Raw genomic sequence first — 17,888 nt, forward strand, 5'->3', positions numbered from 1 at the left:
CCCGTGCACTGCCTCTGAGGGTCTGGGCCGTCCGGTCCATGTCCGCATCACCCCATCCCAGGATGGACTCATCGAGGCGGCTCCGCGTTCTCCAGCGGGAACCGGCGGCCAGACGTTCGGCAATCGCATGCCCAGCGGCTGCGCTGGCAGTCGCGGTAGTGGACGCGATCTCGTCCACCGCCAGGACCTGACCTGTTGCTGAGTCGACAGGGTGAACACGACGCCGCTACGTGACGTGAGGAGGATGCAGATGATGCCGGGTGCAAGGCGGCGCCCCAGGCTTTGCGGCATTGCAACAGCCGGCGTGGGCAGACCGGTTTCCATGACGAAGTCGGCGGCGGGGATGCTCATACGCCTGCCCACGCGGTAGCTGATCGTTCCGCTGGTCCGGCTGAGGCGGCGTGTCGACGGGCGAAGACCACGCATGCGGTTGTGAGCGTGGCGGCGCGTTGCTCGAGGATCTGGCATCAGTGCCGGGCCGGACGCCGGAGGGCTGGGAAGCGCTGCTGCTGAGAGTGATGGATCTTTACTCAAGGCGATTGCTTGTCGTGGCGTTCCCGGTCAAGCGACGGCCGCGAGCCGAGGGGGTGTACGTCCTGCAGTCAATGCGCTGCGTGCGCACCACATGAGAGAAGAACTCATCATGAGCAAGACAGTCCTCATCGCTGGCGCCTCGACGGGCATGGTGAAACGCTCACCTTCGACTACGACGCACCCGGTTGGAACGTCGTGGCCACTATGCGTGACACCGTCAAGGCCATCCCGAAGTTGGCCGATCTCAACGACGTCCCTTTCGCGCGTCTCGACGTCACCGACGCTGCCAGCATCGAGCGGGCAGTCAAGGAGAGCATCGAGCGCTTCGGTGCTGTAGATGTGGTCGTCAACGCTGCCGGCCAAGGGCGGCTCGGCGTTATCGAAGAGGCCAGCGCCGATCAGGTGCGGGATCAGTTCGAGACCGACGTGAGGGGGCAGGTAGAGCCCAGGTGGTCCAGGACGTCCTCCCGCAGATGCGGGAAACGCGGTTGCGGACACATCATCAACATCGGCTCCTTGGGTGGCCACGTCAGCCTGCCCGCCATGGCCGGGTACTGCTCCTCCAAGAGCGCCGTGCAGAACCTGACCGCGGAGCTGGCCGAGGAGCTCGGCCCTCTGGACATCCACGTCACCATGGTCGAGCCGGCCGGTTCACCGACCTTGTCTCGCCGTTGCGGCGCATGGTTCAGGACCTGTGCTGAGGCCGGGGCGGTGAAGAGGGATGTGGGGAAGGCCGGTTCAACACGCAGGTGCGGAACGGGCTATCAAGCTGTGGCGAGAGCTCTGGCCGTAAGAACGGCGCGCCTGGGGCCGGGCCGTGAGAGTGCCATGTCGCGTTGCCCTTTCCACCCGAGGCACGGAGCCAGACGCCCGGCGGGACAAGAAGAACGCAACTTCTGTGGTCCGCTGGAGTGCAGGAGGATCCGCTCGTCGAGTCAACCCTCATGGGCAGCTCGGGTCATACCTCGACCTCGCCTTGAGGCGCGGAGCCCGGTGGGCGCCGAGCATGCTCGGAGGTTCAGCCGGAGTGCAAGAGTTGCCACGCGACCTCGGTCTCCTGCGGCGCGCATCGCCACGAGGTGACCAGACATGGTCCTCTTGGGACCTGCTGTCCTTGCCCGGACTCCGTCGCTATAGATGGGCAGATGAGGGGGCAAGCTGTACACGGGCATCCCCATACGTACGCGGTGCCGATCGCGGCGGGCGTGACGACGAGCAGCGCGCCACCGACGCCCTCGAGGAACCCGTCGGTACGGGGAGCACGACAACGCTGTGAGCGAGCCGAGCTCAGCGTTGGGACCATCCTCGCGGGTCCGGGTCCGGGTCCGGGTCCGGGTGCGTGGGCGTATGCGTGGTGCTGATTGACGCCGTCTCGACCGCAGCCACGGCGTGGGGGCGCCCCGGGGTCGGGGGCATGCCGCGTGGGGCGCTGGGGGATCGGCTGTCGTGGGCAGGCCGGTCGCAAGGGACGCGGCCTGCAGTGCTTCGTCAGGTCGGCGCGGTGCGGGGGCTTGACGTCCGCTATCGGCCGCGTATCCGGGGTGTCGCGTCGGGCCCGATCAGTACGCCGAGTTGACGTTGTCGATCGAGCCGTAGCGGTGCGCGGCGTAGTTGGCGGAGGCGGTGATGTTGGCGACCGGGTCGTAGATGTTCTGCGAGGTGCCCGCGACGTGGTACGCATTGAAGGTCGGGTCGATGACCTGCATCAGGCCCTTGGAGGGGATGCCCTTCATGGCGTTGGAGTCCCAGTTGTTGATGGCGTTGGGGTTGCCGGTGGACTCGCGCATCAGGTTGCGGTGGATGCCCTCGTAGGTGCCCGGGATGCCCTGGGCGTGCATGACCTTCAGCGACTCCTTGATCCAGGTGTCGACGTTGCCGCCGCTGGACTGGGCCGGGGTGGCGGCCGAGGCGGCCGGGGCGCTGACGACGGTGCCGGCCATCACGGCGGCGCCGGCGGCGACCATGCCCAGGGAGATCTTCTTGGCCTTGGTCATGTGCGCGAACTTCTTGGACATCGCGGTGAACTGCATGCAGTAATTCCTGTTCCGTCGGGGGTGATGCCAAGAATTTTTAATCAAGGAGGAATCCCAGGTCAATGACCTGCTCTTACGATGGGGTTTAGTAGTGGATACTCAAAATGACCCGGAGGCGCCGTCAAGCCCGCGTTACACGCGGTGTCGGTCTACTATTCGACTTCATAGTGACGCAGGCCATATGGCCCACACCACGCGGCAAATGCCCTAAAGGAGGGCAAGAGTGACGTAGATCATGTGGTCTGCGTCATATTGAAGGCGTCTAATTCGCTCACGGTAATAACAGGGACACATTCCGCATTCGCGGCCCAGTGGGGTGGGTCCGCGGATTATCGACGCTCGCCCGCAGGGAAGCCTGGCCTGGCGAGTGAGGGCCTCCTGAACGCGTCTCCTGCTGACGAGCCAAGAAATCCCCGAAGTGTCAGCGGAAGCCGTGGGGGCGTCTTTGCAGGCAAGCGCCTACCTGGCGATGGCTGCGCGCCACCGGGCGAATGCCTCCCTGGAGGTCGGCACGTACCGGTCCGGATCGAAGCCCTCGTGGTCTTCCCTGCTGTCGGCGTACAGCACCGCGGGAGGCGGGGCCGTTCTCGCGAGCTGCGGGGCCGCGGGCGCCTGGCGCCGCCTGTCGCGCCACACCGCGACCGCCAGTCATGCGCGATCCCCGTCTGCCGAGCCGGAGGGCCGCGATCCGTTACTGACGCAGAGGGCAGGAGCCGGGACGCCCCCGATCCCGCGACTGCGGTCGCGGCCGTCCGCTCCGTCGCGCCTCAGTCCAGCGACCGGGCGCCCTGGTGGCCGCCCGCGACATTGCACTCGAAGGGGACGCGCGGTTGTGGATCGCATATCCGGCTGTCCGTGCCCAGACAGCCCCTGCGATGACGGCTACCGGAACCCCACGGACTCGCCGTGCGTGCCGGAGTTGGTGCACTCCCACACAAGACGCCGCAATCCACTGTTCATCCTGTGACTGTCCGGTAACTCTGGATCACCAGGGCAGACCTCGACTAGCGTTGTGAACGCGTTGCCACACCCAGGGCATAGGGCCCTGCCGGGACTAGCAACGCCAAGGGACAACAACAGCGTTGACGACTGCAACACGCACCGAAACCTTCGCCGTACGCCCTTACACACCTCACTGCCGCGTCATCCACGACGAAGGCGAACACGCCGTCATCGGCATCTCATCCGGAAACGGCTACTTCACCCACGCTCGCGTGCTCGACCTTGCCGTCTGGGGCCTTGGCCAGTTCCGGCAGGTCGATCTGATCTGGACGGACCTGCACGTAGCCGAAATGTTCGAGGCCCTCGACTACAGCCCGGTTGAAGCACAGCGCAAGGCGGTGAAGAACCTCCGTGGGGTCCGCGCCAAGGTGAACGCGGCCGTGGCCTCGCTCGACCCGGAGGGGAAGCGACTGCGCGGACGGCCCATGTCCGCGCTCCTGGAACTTCCCGCTTATCAGGCCATCCGTAACCGGCTAGAGGCCCTCCTTGCGGACGACCCCGAGTTCCGTGAGGTGTGCGACGAGCTCGCCGCCCGCTTCCTCGCCGACAAGCTGAACGGCCAACCGCCCACCGAACGGCAGCGCGAGGTCTGCATCAAGTACGTGTGCGCCGAAGTGCCGCTGTTCCTGGACACCCCGGCCATCCTCGACGTTCCTTCGTCGCTCAACTGCTACCACCAGGCGCTTCCCCTCGCAGAGCTGCTCTACGCCCGCGGCCGGGGCCTGCGCGCCTCCCGCAACCAGGGCCACGCCGTCATCACTCCCGCCACCGCCGAAGAACAGGACATCGCCGCATGACCACCACCGCGATCACCGGATGCCCTGTGGCCCACAACGAGCTGACGCAATTTCCGTTCGACGCCAACGGCACCCGGCTGCCCGACGAGATCGCGCACCTGATCACCAATGAGCCGGTGAAGAAGGTCCGCACAATTGCCGGTGCAGAGGCATGGCTCGTCTCCTCGTATCCGCTGTGCAGGCAAGTCCTCGACGATGCCCGGTATTCGCTCAAGGACACGTCCGCGCCCGGGATGCCGCGTCAGTACGCACTGACGATCCCCCCGGAGGTCGTCAACAACATGGGCAACATCACCGGCGCGGGACTGCGCAAAGCAGTGTTGAAGGCCCTCAACCCCAAAGCCCCGGGCCTGGAAGACTGGCTTCGCGAGCACGCCGCACACCTCGTCGACCGGCTCGTGTCCGCCGGGGCACCGTCCGATCTGCGGTACGACTTCACCGTCCCGTACTCGACCGGCCTGCACTGCTACATCCTCGGCATCCCACAGGCCGACTCCGCGGCGCTGTACAGCTCCCTTGACGTCGCGTTCATGAACAGCCCCCGCGAGATCCCCGCGGCGGCCATGAACTGGGACCGCGACATGGCCCACATGGTGATGCGCCTCAACGACCCCGACACCGGCGGCCTCATGGGCGAACTCGCCGCCCTGCGCGAGGATCCCGCGTATGACCACCTCACCGACGAGATGCTCGCCACCGTCGGCGTCACCATGTTTGGCGCCGGCGTAATCAGTGTCATGGGCTTCCTCACCATGGCGATCGTCTCCCTGATCCAGAACCCCGACCTCAAGGCCCGGCTTGTCGCCGAGCCCCAGCTGATCCCGGCCGCCGTGGATGAGCTGCTGCGCATCAACCTGTCCATCGCCGACGGCCTCCCGCGCATCGCCAAGCAGACGATGCAGCTCGGAGACGTCACCGTGCAGAAGGGGGAACTCGTCCTGGTGCTCGTCGAGGCCGCCAACCATGACCCCGCCGAGTTCGACGACCCCCACACCGTGCGCCTGGACCGGCCGAACCCGAACGCACACCTGAGCTTCGGCGGCGGCGGCCACTACTGCCCCGCTACCGCCCTCGGGAAGCGACACGCACAGATCGCGATCGAGACCCTCCTTGACCGGATGCCGAACCTCGATCTCGCCGTCCCGATCGAGCAACTCGTGTGGCGCACCGGCTTCATGAAACGTATTCCCGAGCGCCTGCCGGTCCTCTGGTAGAGAACCAGAGGACCGGCATCGCGGCCTACGACGAAGCCACGCCGTGACGGTAGCGCTTGCCGTCACGGCCGAGGCCGCACACAACGACGACGCCCCCGCCGGTCATTCGGCGGGGGCGTCTTGCAAACAGCGGCCGGTCAGCCACCGGCCCCGGCAACGGAGGGCGCCCGGAGCTCAGGCCTCACCCCGGCCGTCGCCCGCTTCAGCACGTCGGCCGACGGTTGGGCAGTCCGGTGCCGAGTAACAGGGCATCAGGGACGCTTCGGCGTGGAAGTCTCTGCGATCGCTCCCGTCATCGGCGTTCTGGCGTTCATCGGCTTCGTGAACCTCACCGGCTCGGGATGGGTGACGACGCAATGAGTACGCAGCGTGTGCTCCCCGTGGTCAGGTACGCAGGTGGGACGCGCCGTTGAGGTCCACGATGGTCCCTGATGCCCACATCGCCGCGGGCGAGGCCAGGAAGTGCACGGTTGCGGCGATTTCGTCCGGTGTGCCGACCCTGCCGAACGGGCTCTGCGCACGCAGGCGTTCGCCTTCCGGCCCGGCCAATTTGGCCGCCTGGCGCTCGGTGGCCACGAACCCGGGCGCCACGGAGGTGACCGCGATGTTGTGCGGTGCCAGTGCGACAGCCAGTGACTGGCCGAGTGCGTGCAGGGCGGCCTTGGTCGTTGCGTAGGCCGGGAAGTCCGGCTCCCCCTTAAACGCGCCGCGGGAGCCGACGTTGACGATGGCGCCCCCTGCTCCACGGCCGATCAGGTGTCGGGCAACGGACCAGCACAGGTCGGCCGGGGCGAGCAGGTTCACGTCGACCATGCGCCGCCACACGCGTTGCCAGTCCGCGATCGGGGTCTCGGAGACCGGGTGGCGGTTGGCTTCCGTCGGCGCGACACCGGCATTGTTGACCAGGACGTCGACCGATCCCAGGGCGGCAACCGCCTGAGAGACGAGCTGTTCGGCGGCGTCCGGCTCGCCGAGGTCGGCCTGCAGCAGCACGTGTTTCTCGCCGGGCAGTTGCCGCAATGTCTCCTCGGCGTCCGCGCGGTTGCCCGCGTACTGCACCGCAACCCGGTCACCGCCACGGGCGAACGCCAGCGCGACGGCCCGGCCGATGCCCCGCGAGCCGCCGGTCACCAGGACGGCCCTCATCGGGCGACCGCCGCGCATGCGCCGGCGAGGGGCACCGCAGGCCCGCCCGCTTTGAAGCCGGACAGCGGACTCGCGGTTCGCGGTCGGCGTGCAAGTCCGTGCAAGTGCTGCTCGTGAGGCGGCATACGGCGGCAGATCGGCGCGGCCGGCGGAGCAACGGGACGGTGCGGCATGGGGAATCTCCTGGTCGACGAACCTGAATCCATGGACAGTACAGCTGCTCTGCGACGACGCTTTCCACCAGGGCAGTCGGGTCGCAGCGTGCGCCGTGCCCGTGTACAGCTTGCCCCTGACCTGGGCATCTATGGCAACTGAGTCCGGGCAAGGACAGGAGGGACCTTCACTGCTCATAGAGAATGAGGGCATGGAGCTGCATGGGGACCAGGTTGTGCTGCGGCGGGTGACCGAGGGCGATACGGAGATCCTTGAAAGGATCGTACGAGAACCGGAAGTCGCGGCGTGGTGGTCGCCCCCGGACGACTATGAGGCCATGTTGGCCGTCGTCTTCGAGGGGCAGGTCATCGGCGCCGTCCAGTTCGACGAGGAGACCGATCCCGAGTTCCGCCATGCCGGTATCGACATCTTCCTGACGGCGAGGCGGCAGGGGGAGGGGCTCGGTGCCGACACAGTGCGCACGCTGGCCCGGTGGCTGATACAGGAACGCGGCCATCACCGGCTGACCATCGATCCCGCCGCGGCCAACACCGCGGCGATCCGCTGTTACAGCAAGGTCGGGTTCAAACCAGTGGGGATCATGCGAGCCTACGGGCGCGATCACCGGACAGGCGCATGGCAGGACGGCCTGCTGATGGATCTACTCGCAGACGAACTGGCCTGAGGCGATTGCCTCTCGAACGCTCCGGGGCGTGACGTGATGCGGACTGCGTGGGTTCCTCGGCCGTGAAGACGAAGAGGGCCCGTGCGGCCTTGTCTCATCCCGCCTTCTGTGGTGCCTGCCGCGCACATCACGGCAATTCGACCTGAACCACTGCGACTTGCCTGCCGGTGTTTTGGTGGCGATGGTCGCTGCCCGGTAAATCGGCGGCGCCCCCTGGTCACACAGAGAGCCGCCTCGTGACGTGACCGGCAGGCTCACATGAGGAGCTATCAGCACTACAGGCAACCCTAGATGATCAAGTCCAAGGGATGTCTGCGGAGGGCGTGGGGTGGGCGGCGGCCGCAGCCACCGCGAGACGGTCAGGCGGCGGGCTGCCGGCCCTGGTTGTCGAGGTGGCAACGGGCGGTCAGGCGTCAGGGTCGACTTCGTGGTGCGTGAACCGCACGGGCTTGCCCAGCGACCGGGCGTAGGCGATTTCGGCTCGGGTGCTGTCTCCGATGTAGTCGCCGACCACGAGCACCTCATCAGCGAGCCGGATCTTCGCCCGGTGCAGATCGTCGAGTCGAACCTTCAGCGCCTCGGCCCCGACAGGATCGGACCAAAGTTCGTGCGGCGACTTCATGTCACAGCCCGGTTTGACGACAATCTTTCCGGCTTTGGTCTCCCGCAGATCGGCCTCGTTCATCTCGGTCATGAAGCGGGTGGAGCCGCAGATCACGACGATGCGCGGGAGGCTCAACAGCTTCTTCGCGTCGGCGAGCTTCTCCTCAGGGGTGAGCAGTTGCGCGTATGACACTGGTTCCTCCTGGTGGTGTGGTCCAAGGGGCGCCTGCGGAGACGAGAACGAGGATGTCCAAGATCGTTTTGTGACGAACGAGTGGACACCCTCGCGACAGCACTCTATGCGACGACCGACGACATGCTGAAGGAGCATTCCGACCTGACGCCGTGACGCCCGCCGGTCGGCATTACGCCCGGCCTGAGCGATGCCGAACTGGTCGACTCTCATCGGCGACAAGAACTATTCGGCCGTGATTTTGAGCGCGAACTGTCCGAGCATGGAGTCCAGTTGCTGCGGCCTGCCCGTAAAGGTGAACGGGAACGGCCTGGCGCAGCCCTGTTCAGGCCGCTGCGACAGGTCATCGAATCGATCGACGAGACCTTCAAGGGACAGCATGACCTCGAACGGCACCGAGGGCGCACACCCGGAGGTGTCATAGCCCACGTCATGCAACGCATCCTCGCGCTGGCCGCCGCGATCTGGCACAACGACGCCACCGGACAAACCGTCCTACGCTCACTGATCGCCTACGATCACTGGCTCCTTGGACTAGATCATCTAGTGGCCAGTCCGAGAAACCGTCACTCAAGCCTGGCTGGATGCGTTCCCTTTTCCGCACCGCTGGCGCCGGCCTCGTGCACGGGATCACCATGACCGCGGGCGGCGCTGTCGCGACCGGCATTCTGCGGTGGATCCAGCGGCTGTACTGGGCACGGCACCGACAGCCACGGCTACTCTGCCCCGAAGCGTGCGGTGGCGAGGACTGTGCCGTCGGCGGAGGTCAGGCGGGCGCCGGAGAGCGTTGACGGGTTCACGGAGACCGGGGCTCCCCAGTAGCCGTAACCGTGGTGCAGGGTGAAGGTACCGACGCGTACGGTGCTGCCGTCCTTGTGCACCAGCACGCAGGAGATCTTCCCGCCGTACATGTTGCCGGAGTCCGCGAGGTCAACGGACATATAGACCCAGGTCGGCGGCCCGCGATGGAGGTAGATCTCGCCGACCGGCCCTTGACCGTGCCCTACCGCGGTCAGCTGCGCATGCAGCATTCCGGCGCCGATCTCTGCAGGACGGGACGGAGCGGCCGCCTCATTCGAAAGGACCGTTCCGACGGCCCAGCCGCCGAACCCGAAGGCCAGCGCGAGCGCGGCCGCGGCGGCCGCGAGCCGTATCCGGGCACGGCTGTGGAACCCCTTGCGCGGGAGGAGCCCCCGGCCGTGCAGGCGGCTGCGGTCGTCATGTGCCGCCGCCTGGCGCAGCCGCCGCGCCACCCGGGTTTCGAACCCGGCCGGCGGCTCGCTGCCCGGCAGCAGACCAAGCAGACCGTCACCGACAAGCGTCAGCTGCTCGACGTACTCCCGGCACTCCGCGCAGCGGTCCAGATGCTCCACTGCCCCGGCCCGCTGGCGGCCCGGCAGAACGCCCAGAGCCAGCTCGGCGCCGATCTCCCGCAGCTGTTCGCAGGTCACGTCATTACCCATGGTCGCCTCGCTTCGGAGACACGAGCGTGGACCGCAGCTTTCCCATGGCGGTCCTGATCCGTGTCTTGGCCGTACCCAGCGGGATCTGCTCCACATCGGCGATCTGCTGGCCCGTCATCCCGTAGATACCCGCCATCACCAGAGCCCGGCCCTGTTCGCGCGGCAGCCGCGCCACGGCGGAACGCAGGGCCACTGATGCCTCGTCGGCCAGGGCCAGCTGCTCAGGCGTAGCGGTGTCCGTCACGACGTCGAGGAGCGAGTCGAGGTCCTCAGGGGCCACGGGCACAGGTCGACGCGCTCGGGCGACGTCGATGGCGAGGTTGTGCGCGATGGCCGTCAGCCATGTCGTCACCGACCCGCGGCGGGAGTCGTAGATCTGCGCGTGCCGCCACGCCCGCTCGAACGTCTGCTGGGAGACGTCCTCAGCGAGCTGTGGATCACCGAGGACTGCGATGGCGACGCCGAAGACGGTGTGCTGAAACCGCCGCACAAACGTGGCGGCGAGCTCAGGATCGCCCGTTGCCAGCCCGGACAGCAGAGCCTCGTCCGGGAGACGGCCGACCGGAAACCGGAACCTTTGCATACCTGGATATACGTTCCGCCCCGGCCCACGGATTGCCCGGCGGCCACGGAAGATCACCCTCACATTCTCTCCCGATCCCGCCACCGCATCCACGGGCCGAGACGGTCCCTCCCCTTGGCGGCGCCGACGGACAGTACCTTCGGTTCCTGCGGCCACGTCATCTGCCCGCGGGGACCTTCCTGCGGAACGCGGGCAGAGGAGGCATGCGCCGACCGAGTGCCATACCAGGCGAAGAAGGCGACCAGGTACATGCCTTCAGCGGTGATCGACAAAACTCCATACGGCGGGTCCCAGCCCTGCTCGTGGTAGCCGGGCAGCCCGATGGTGCGCGAGAGGGCGAAGCCGAGGATCATGCCACCGCTGACCAGGGCGCCGGCCCACCATGCCGTTACGGAGTTCCATAGCGCCAGGGCGCCGGCGGTCAGGAGCAGCGCCACCCCGCCGGCGATGAACAGGATTCCTATGTACAGCGTCTCCGCAAGATGCTCAGGAGCGATGACGAGGTGGACCACGGCGCTGAGTAGCGCGAAGCAGACCGCAACCCCTGTCGGCGTTGCAGTGGCGGAACGGGAAGACATCGGAACCTCCTGACCAGGAACCGCCGACGGCAGGACCAACGCCCCGCAGGTGCCTGCGGGTGGGACTCCCGATGGGGACGTGAACGCCGACGGGAATTGTTGGGCTGGAGCCGCTGGTCGTCCGCCCGGGCCGACGAGCCGGCTTCACGTGAGGTATACGCGACGGGCTGGCAAACGGTTCATGATCGGCCATGGAGCCGGGCCGACTTCATTTCTCCTTCAGATGAATCATGAACTTATTTCGTGGCAGCGGCGTATATCCATAGACACACCCATGACGGGCTTCGGTCCAAGTCCAAGTCCAAGTCCTGTGCGTGGTGGGGTGAGTAGCCGAACAATCCGCACAAGGCCGCGGTGGGACAAAAATCCTCTCGGTAGCGAGACGGCTGAGGTGGACGCGCGGCTATTTCGGCTCACCCTCTACAGCGATATTGAAATAGGAGGGCCGCAATCATGAGCGCCCCCATCCTTCGTCGTGGTGCCGCCGTCGTGGTGGCGAGCGCCATTGCCGGCACCGCCGGTGTTGCCCTGGCCGGTCCGGCCGCCGCCACCCAGGCCCCCAAGGAGCACCGGGTGATCGTGGTGGTCGAGCGGGATCACCAATTCTGCCGCTTCGGCCACCGGACGGTCGTCATCGTCGTGAAGAAGGATCATGGCCGAGTCATCGTCATCCGCAAGATCGTGCGGTGTGACGTTCGCCGGCACGACGACTTCTTCTTCCGGCACCACTTCGTCAAGCACGTCAAGCACATCGAGTTCCGCCGAGCCCACCGGTTCAACGTCGACAACAACCGCGTCCACGTCATCCTGCCGAAGACACCGCTGCGCGTCACCACGCCGGCCATGCCGCGGCAGATGTCGGTACGGACCGGTTCGACACAAGTCTCCGTACACAGGGTCCCCGCACAATCCAACCCGGTCGGCCCCAGTCATGTGAGCATCACCGGCGGCGCGGGTGCAGGCAACACCATCACTGCCGGCACCGGTGGCAACAACGTCGGATCCGGCGCGAGCGATATCAGCGTCGGTTCCGGGGGCATCACCCCCCGCGGATAGCCCGGGATGGCGACCTCCCGAAGACATCACTGAAGGCCGCATGGCGGGTCCCCGCGGCGGGCGGTATCCCGCGACGAGGACCCGCCCGCCCGGCCGCAGCACGTCCTCGCCAACGACGTCCGGCTCCTGGCCGTCAAGTGGATCGGACTGGCCGTCAAGTGCAGCGGAAACGTGGGCAGCCACGACGACGTTCTCCGCATCCCTGACGTTCTGGAGGGAGTTGAGTTCTTGAACCACGCCCTGTCCTTGATCTGCGACACCAGTCGCGATGACATGAAGGAGAGGGCATCCGAGGTCACAGCCCGGCAAGGACGGCCCGCCAGTTTCTCCATCAAGGTCCCGCGTTGAGTCAGTGACCGAGTACAAGCACGAGGCGTGTGGGCTTCTGCCGTTCCTGTGCCAGCCGGTCAGCAACTGGTGCCGACGCGTATCCCATGACGAACCGCTCATCGCACAGGTTAGGCCGGCCTTGCTGCACGAGCAGGATCCGGGTGCCGACTGGAGCATGTGAATGCTGCATGTCCACGCGAGACCACGCGGACATGTCCACCGGGGTCAGACGTCCTCGACCCCCAGCATCTGTACGGCCTTGCGGGCCTGGTAGAAGTCCTCGTCGGACACCTGAGGGTCGTCCTCCGTGTCGTGGAGCCAGTCCGCCAGGTCCGCCACGGACCACGTCTCGAACTCCTCGGGCACGTCGAGGGTGGTCGTCCTGCGCAGGTGCGTGGCGACAGCGGCGTCCCGGACGCTGCGCGTGCTCACCTCGGTCATGTTCCGCACCGCCTTTCGGTGTCATCGGGGATCGGACAGGCGACCTTGCCAGACGAGATCCGTACTGTCCAAAACGTCTGCGCGAGATGGCCACGAGCGCGTGCAGCACCAGGGGTAACGGGGTGGTGCAACTGACAGTGGCTGGGCAGCGGGCTGGTGCAACCGGCAGCGATTACAGCTGCGAGGCGAACGTCTCGCAGTATCCGAGGGCCGTTGCTGCCACCTCGAGGTTGCCGTCGACCGCGAATCGCCTGGCAAGGTCGATCATCGCCAGCAGGTTTTGCAGTGGGCTGTCTTCGTCGGCAGCATCAGCCCCGAGCCGGGCGAGCAGCACGTGGTCCGCCTGCTCCAGGACGGCGGGCCGCGCTCCGTCGTACGCCTTGAGGCCGATGCCGGTCAGGGTGGGAGCCACGGGTCGGCGTGTGAGGGGAGCCGATTCGCCGGGGCGTTAGTCGAGGACGGTGCCGCGGGGCATTGTGCCGTCGTCCGAATGGAATGCGGCGCCGCGCGGCCAACTGGCGAGAGTGCCCTATCCGCCGCGCACTGTCCGAGATGCTGAGGCAGGTCCGCTGATGAGCGAGTGCCGCCAGCTCAGAAGGTCGTTGGGGGCAGGCCCCCGGGGAATGCGGTCCGTGGTAGGGGACGGCTGGCTGCTGTCCGTCCGCTGGGGGCAAGGCGGAGGCGGCTGAGGCGGCGGCGCAGGCGAGTGCCTGAGGTCGTGGAAGCGGATGCGGTGGAGGCCGGCCGTGCGGCTGCCGTGGTTGCCGAGCTGTTGTGGGACGGCTTCCTCGCGTGTTCGACACAGTCGGCCCTGGTGAGAATCGCTGATGGGCCGGGGCGCGGCCTACGGGGCGCCCGCGACCACTCGTTACGGGGCCCAGGACAACGAGCATGTGCCTACGGACCTTGGTCCTTGCTGGGTGTGACCGGGAAGGATGCCTTGTCGCGGTCCGTGCCGTCGGTGATCCACCATGTGTCCCCGCCGAGAAGGGCCAGCTCTGTGCGGCCGTCGCCGTCCCAGTCGTGGACGGCGAAGGCCGTGCCGTCGACGGGGCCGTCGTCACCCGGCACGGAGCGCTTGGTGGCGCGCCAGGGCTTGGACCCGAGCCCGTGCTCGGAGTCGCCCCGCAGCACCTCGATCCGCGCGTCCCCCGCCTCCTTCTTCTTGGTGAGCTGCACGGCCAGGTCGTCGCAGCCATCGCCGTTGAAGTCTCCAGCGGCGAGCCTGGTGCCGAAGCCCTCCTTGAAGTCACCACCATCCATGGCGACCCAATTCTCCGGCGCCTTCCCGTAGCGGACGCTGATCTGGCCGCGCCGATGGGGTGTGTCGACCTCGTCGTAGCTGTCGACGAAGCTCCGGCCGATGGCGACGTCCTGCCGCCCGTCGCCGTCGAAGTCACCGAAGACGACATTCTCGCCCTCCGGCAGCCGCTCGGGCTCCTTGCTCAAGCCACCGGCGGTACGGGCGCCGCCCGTGAACAGCAGGGGCGGATCCCACGGGGAGTCGTAGAGCGCGAGATCGGTGGCGCGGTCATCGTTCGCATCCCCGGCGACCAGCACGGGTGACGCGCCCTCGTGGACCGGGCTGGGGATCTCCACGGTCTGTGCGGGAGCGCCGGAGCGCTTGAACGGTCCCTTGAGGACGACCAGTTCCTGATCCTCGTTCGAGAACCGGAAGACCGCGAGGTCGGTGTGGCCGTCCCCGTCGAAGTCGCCGGCGATCGGTGCGGTGCTGTATCCGCTGCCCGGCAGCGGGACGCGCCCGTTCGGTCCGCCGGCCTGGGGGCCCTTGGGGCCTCCCCACAGGACCTGGGCGGCGCCGCTGACGATGAGGTCGGCGTGGCCGTCCTCATCCAGGTCGGTAACCGTGGGCTGCCACGGGTCGTCGGCCGTCTGGATGTCGTCCGGCACACCGAGGTCGTCGCGGGTGAGGACGGTCGTGCGGTCGTGGTCCGGACCGTGCGCGGAGCCGGGCACGACGATCACGTCGAAGTTCTCCGTGTCGGAGATCTCGTGCACCAGATCGACGAAGCCGTCCCCGTCGAGGTCGGGGGTCGCGGGCGTGTCCCCGCGCGCCGAATCGGCCGGTCGGCAGGGGCTGTTGGGCACCGAGCGCGCGCCGTCGGACGGGAGGAGGACGAGGGACGCCACCGCCACCACCGCGAGGGAGACCGGCACGGCGTGCCACATGCGCAGGTGACGGAAGAACGGACCGCCTGCTGTCGGAAAGTGCATCAGCCCACTTCACGGGCGTGGACACGGCCCGCACAAGGAAGCGGATCATTTTGTTACGGGCGCGATGCACAGCGGCCCTGCCGCCCCGTTCCGGCCCACGGGTACCTACGGCGGCGACCTGGCCCAGGAACTGCCTTCTTATGCAGGTCGCGCAGCTGATGGGCGGCGGCTTCGCGCGCGGCCTGGGCGGATGGGGGAGGAGGGGCGGGCATGGGCCAGCTGCTGCCGGTGGCTTGTGATCAGGGGATCTGGTCGAGGTCGTGAGGGACGGCGCAGCTCCAGACAGCTTCAACGCCTCGGCGCACAGCTTCGCGGCGGCGGCAGGACAAACGGCCCCCCTCGGCCAGTAAGGATGCAGTTGCCGGCGGCCTGCCTACCTTGGGGCGCCGGAGGTGACGATGCCGATTATTGGTATCGGTGAAGCCGTTGGGCAGAGTCGACAGGAACCCAAACAGGCTCAGGCGCCCCGCTTTCGCATTCCCGCGGTCGTCAGCACCACCGTCGGCACCGACACCAACACAGCCCACCCCAGGCGTCGTGTCTGGAGCGAGGCGCACGTCGTCTCCGCTCCCTTCTCCATCGACCCGTAATTGGAGGTCCATTCGGTGCCGAGGACGGAGTGGCACTTGGAGAGGGGGTAGCCCGAGCTGATGTCGGGTGCGCTGGTCAGCAGCCAAAGGGTCACACCGAACCCGGTGCACGCGAGAAGCCATATGAATGTTCTGGTCAGCCCGTGACCCTAGAGGCTCGATCCCGAGGTGAGGCCTGTCATCTGAACAACGGTCAGGAGCCTTCGTGAGCGCCTTGAGCCGCTTCGACTGGGTCAGGTCGGTGAAAGCGAACACCTGCCGTATGCCCGTGCGCAGGACCGCGACAAGGAGGCCGGGGGGCTAGGCCGTCTCTTTCGGATCTTGCATGTTAGGCATGATCAAGGGAGACCGCCCAAGCTGAGTCCCGTCGATGAGGTGCCGTAGCGTCGGAGACATGATCCCCGAGCCAACGGGCCACGCCGCAGGCCCCTACGATGCAGCCTTCTTGCCGCGGCTGCGGATGTCGTTCCGAGCGGCGCGTGAGCCGGTTACGGAACCGGTGTCGAAGTTTGGTGGGCAGCCGGTCTGGCTGGATGGCCCTGCCTGGCCGGTGCATCCGCACTTGGGCGTGCCCCTTGTATTCATCGGCCAGTTCCGGGTGCCGGGCGACGAGGTGCGCCTCGCCTACCTGTTTCTCCACGAGGAGGGCATGGTCATGGGCGGCGACACTCCGGAGGACGGCGAGGCCGTCGTTCTGGTCCAGCCGGGTGGACGCATACCGTCCTTCGCTTCGATCGGGGCTCCCGGCACTCGGGGGCGAACCCTGTGGCGGTGGGGTCCGGACGAGACGGAGGTTCCCGTTGAATGGCTGACGGACCTGACTCCGATGCCACCGGAACTCGAGGAGGCAGCAAACCAGGCCGCGGCCCGCTCCCGTTACCTACGAGGTGAGGGACCAGAGGTCGAATTCCCCGAGGAGGAACCGCCCAAGGACTTCATGGGCGGTGCGGCCATCTATCCCAACGATCATGCCTTCGGTATCGAGCCCCCCTGGCTGTTCCTCTGCCAGTTCGCGGACCGAGGTGAGGCGAGGGAGGACCCGTTCTTCCTCAACTTCGGCTATGGAAGCGGCTTCCTCTTCCTCAGCCCCGATCACCTTGAAGGCCGGTTCATCTGTGACTCCAACTAAGCACTTCCTTCTGATCATCTGATCGTTGGTTGATGCGTGTCGTTGACTGACGCGCAGTGGGCGCGAATCGAGCCGTTGCTTCCGGACCGGACACCGAAGCGGGGCGGCCGGTGGCGGGATCACCGAGAGGTGATCGACGCCATCAGCTGGAAGTTCCAGACCGGGGCACAGTGGGTGCAGCTGCCGGAGAAGTACGGCAACTGGCGAGGCGTCTACAACCGGCTGCGGATGTGGTCCGCCGACGGCACCTGGGAGCGGGTGTTCACCGCTCTTCTGGACCAAGCGGACGCCGACGAGGAGCTGAACTGGGTCGTCTCGGTGGACTCCACGATCGTGCGAGCCCGTCAGCACGCGGCTGGAGCCCGCAAAAAGGGGCCCCGGCCGGCGAGCCTGACGACCACGCCATGGGCCGATCCCGCGGCGGCCTGACCACGAAGATCCACCTTGCGGCCGACGGCAACTGCCGGCCCTTGGCCTTCTACCTCACAGCCGGACAGGCCGGTGACGCGCCCGCCTTCGCTGAGGTGATGGCACGCCTCCGCGTTCCCCGAAGGCGGGGACGGCCCCGGACTCGGCCAGAAGCAGTCCTCGCCGACAAGGCGTATTCCTCACGGGCCATCCGTGAACACCTCAGGCGGCGCGGCATCCGAGCGGTCATCCCCGTGCCGGCCGATCAACGCCGGCCACCGTCTGCGACGCGGCAGCCGGGGTGGCAGACCACCTGCCTTCGACCGCGAGGCGTACAAGCAGCGCAACACAGTCGAACGCTGCATCAACCGCTTGAGACAGTGGCGCGGGATCGCCACCCGCTATGAGAAGACAGCGGCCATCTACCTGGCCGGACTGCACGTCGCGGGGATCTTCATCTGGTCTGCCAGATGATCCAAACGAAGCCGCCTAGATGGCTATGGGGTATCGGATCGGAATCTGTGTCGCCATGTTCGGCGAGCAGATCAAGCAGCTGCTGGTAGCCGGCAGCATCATCGGTGATGCGCGTGCCTTGGCGATCAGCGTTCCGTTCGTGTCCACCAGGGCGGCGTCGTGATGTTGTTCGGCCCAGTCGATTCCGCAGAACACGCACATGTGGGCTCCCTTCGCCCGTCGTTCGGGCTGGTGGCGAGTA

At 67.0% G+C, this 17,888-nt stretch carries 16 protein-coding genes and 3 pseudogenes; 8 read left to right on the forward strand and 11 right to left on the reverse strand.

Going from position 1 to position 17,888, the window contains the following annotated elements; all coding sequences use genetic code 11:
* The first annotated feature begins 738 nt into the window (after positions 1–738).
* Positions 739–1,617, forward strand: a complete 879-nt coding sequence (locus LGI35_RS46750; RefSeq protein WP_351442193.1) for an SDR family NAD(P)-dependent oxidoreductase — start codon at positions 739–741, stop codon at positions 1,615–1,617.
* A gap of 476 nt (positions 1,618–2,093) precedes the next feature.
* Here LGI35_RS46750 and LGI35_RS43995 read toward each other — a convergent pair whose 3' ends face one another.
* On the reverse strand, positions 2,094–2,564 hold the full coding sequence (locus tag LGI35_RS43995) for a transglycosylase SLT domain-containing protein (RefSeq protein WP_227300016.1): 471 nt from the start codon (positions 2,562–2,564) through the stop codon (positions 2,094–2,096).
* A gap of 1,085 nt (positions 2,565–3,649) precedes the next feature.
* On the opposite strand from LGI35_RS43995, the gene LGI35_RS44000 reads away from it, so the two are divergent.
* Together LGI35_RS44000 and LGI35_RS44005 are read left to right on the forward strand one after the other, a co-directional pair.
* A complete protein-coding gene (locus LGI35_RS44000) occupies positions 3,650–4,366 on the forward strand; it encodes a cyclodityrosine synthase (RefSeq protein WP_227300017.1) in 717 nt (238 codons plus the stop codon).
* Complete coding sequence (locus LGI35_RS44005) at positions 4,363–5,580, forward strand: cytochrome P450 (protein WP_227300018.1); 1,218 nt, start codon at positions 4,363–4,365, stop codon at positions 5,578–5,580. Before LGI35_RS44000 ends, LGI35_RS44005 begins: the two co-directional genes overlap by 4 nt.
* Positions 5,581–5,964: 384 nt before the next feature.
* Here LGI35_RS44005 and LGI35_RS44010 read toward each other — a convergent pair whose 3' ends face one another.
* Positions 5,965–6,726 carry an SDR family NAD(P)-dependent oxidoreductase gene (locus tag LGI35_RS44010; protein ID WP_227300019.1) on the reverse strand — a complete coding sequence of 254 codons (762 nt, stop codon included), beginning with the start codon at positions 6,724–6,726 and terminating at the stop codon, positions 5,965–5,967.
* Positions 6,727–7,090: 364 nt separating this feature from the next.
* Between LGI35_RS44010 and aac(6') the strand changes: the two genes are divergently transcribed.
* On the forward strand, positions 7,091–7,564 hold the full coding sequence (aac(6'), locus tag LGI35_RS44015; RefSeq protein WP_227300020.1) for an aminoglycoside 6'-N-acetyltransferase: 474 nt from the start codon (positions 7,091–7,093) through the stop codon (positions 7,562–7,564).
* A gap of 406 nt (positions 7,565–7,970) precedes the next feature.
* Here the strand turns inward: aac(6') and LGI35_RS44020 are convergent, their stop codons facing one another.
* Entirely contained in the window at positions 7,971–8,360 is a 390-nt protein-coding gene (locus LGI35_RS44020; RefSeq protein ID WP_227300021.1) for a hypothetical protein, read from the reverse strand.
* Positions 8,361–8,565: 205 nt separating this feature from the next.
* Between LGI35_RS44020 and LGI35_RS46755 the strand changes: the two are divergent.
* Positions 8,566–8,882 (forward strand): annotated as a pseudogene (locus LGI35_RS46755) (IS982 family transposase); the annotation flags it as partial.
* Between the two features lie 194 nt (positions 8,883–9,076).
* On the opposite strand, the gene LGI35_RS44030 reads toward LGI35_RS46755, so the two are convergent.
* Genes LGI35_RS44030 through LGI35_RS44040 form a run of 3 tightly spaced genes read right to left on the reverse strand, consistent with a single transcriptional unit; the run spans position 9,077 to position 10,984 of the window.
* Positions 9,077–9,823, reverse strand: a complete 747-nt coding sequence (locus LGI35_RS44030) for a hypothetical protein (protein ID WP_227300023.1) — start codon at positions 9,821–9,823, stop codon at positions 9,077–9,079.
* Entirely contained in the window at positions 9,816–10,406 is a 591-nt protein-coding gene (locus LGI35_RS44035) for an RNA polymerase sigma factor (protein ID WP_227300024.1), read from the reverse strand. The genes LGI35_RS44030 and LGI35_RS44035 overlap by 8 nt, the downstream gene beginning before the upstream one ends.
* A gap of 59 nt (positions 10,407–10,465) precedes the next feature.
* The gene (locus LGI35_RS44040; RefSeq protein ID WP_227300025.1) at positions 10,466–10,984 is read right to left on the reverse strand and encodes a hypothetical protein; all 519 of its coding nucleotides are present in this window, start codon (positions 10,982–10,984) and stop codon (positions 10,466–10,468) included.
* 489 nt (positions 10,985–11,473) lie between these two features.
* On the opposite strand from LGI35_RS44040, the gene LGI35_RS44045 reads away from it, so the two are divergent.
* On the forward strand, positions 11,474–12,040 hold the full coding sequence (locus tag LGI35_RS44045) for a hypothetical protein (RefSeq protein ID WP_227300026.1): 567 nt from the start codon (positions 11,474–11,476) through the stop codon (positions 12,038–12,040).
* Between the two features lie 555 nt (positions 12,041–12,595).
* Here LGI35_RS44045 and LGI35_RS44050 read toward each other — a convergent pair.
* The 4 genes from LGI35_RS44050 to LGI35_RS44065 all read right to left on the reverse strand — a co-directional run bounded on the left by LGI35_RS44050 (position 12,596) and on the right by LGI35_RS44065 (position 15,731).
* A complete protein-coding gene (locus LGI35_RS44050; protein WP_227300027.1) occupies positions 12,596–12,811 on the reverse strand; it encodes a hypothetical protein in 216 nt (71 codons plus the stop codon).
* Positions 12,812–12,983: 172 nt separating this feature from the next.
* Positions 12,984–13,223, reverse strand: coding sequence for a hypothetical protein (locus LGI35_RS44055; protein WP_227300028.1), 240 nt, complete (start codon positions 13,221–13,223; stop codon positions 12,984–12,986).
* A 485-nt stretch (positions 13,224–13,708) separates the two neighbouring features.
* Positions 13,709–15,046, reverse strand: a complete 1,338-nt coding sequence (locus tag LGI35_RS44060) for an FG-GAP and VCBS repeat-containing protein (RefSeq protein WP_227300029.1) — start codon at positions 15,044–15,046, stop codon at positions 13,709–13,711.
* A gap of 457 nt (positions 15,047–15,503) precedes the next feature.
* A complete protein-coding gene (locus LGI35_RS44065) occupies positions 15,504–15,731 on the reverse strand; it encodes a hypothetical protein (protein WP_227300030.1) in 228 nt (75 codons plus the stop codon).
* Positions 15,732–16,030: 299 nt separating this feature from the next.
* Here LGI35_RS44065 and LGI35_RS44070 point away from each other — a divergent pair, with 299 nt between their 5' ends.
* Both LGI35_RS44070 and LGI35_RS44075 read left to right on the forward strand, forming a co-directional pair.
* On the forward strand, positions 16,031–16,765 hold the full coding sequence (locus LGI35_RS44070; protein ID WP_227300031.1) for a YwqG family protein: 735 nt from the start codon (positions 16,031–16,033) through the stop codon (positions 16,763–16,765).
* A gap of 36 nt (positions 16,766–16,801) precedes the next feature.
* A pseudogene (locus LGI35_RS44075) lies at positions 16,802–17,647 on the forward strand (IS5 family transposase).
* Positions 17,648–17,675: 28 nt separating this feature from the next.
* Here LGI35_RS44075 and LGI35_RS44080 read toward each other — a convergent pair.
* Positions 17,676–17,848, reverse strand: a pseudogene (locus LGI35_RS44080) (IS110 family transposase); the annotation flags it as partial.
* Between the last annotated feature and the right edge of the window lie 40 nt (positions 17,849–17,888).

The sequence above is a fragment of the Streptomyces longhuiensis genome (genome assembly GCF_020616555.1).
Classification (GTDB): Bacteria; Actinomycetota; Actinomycetes; order Streptomycetales; family Streptomycetaceae; genus Streptomyces; species Streptomyces longhuiensis.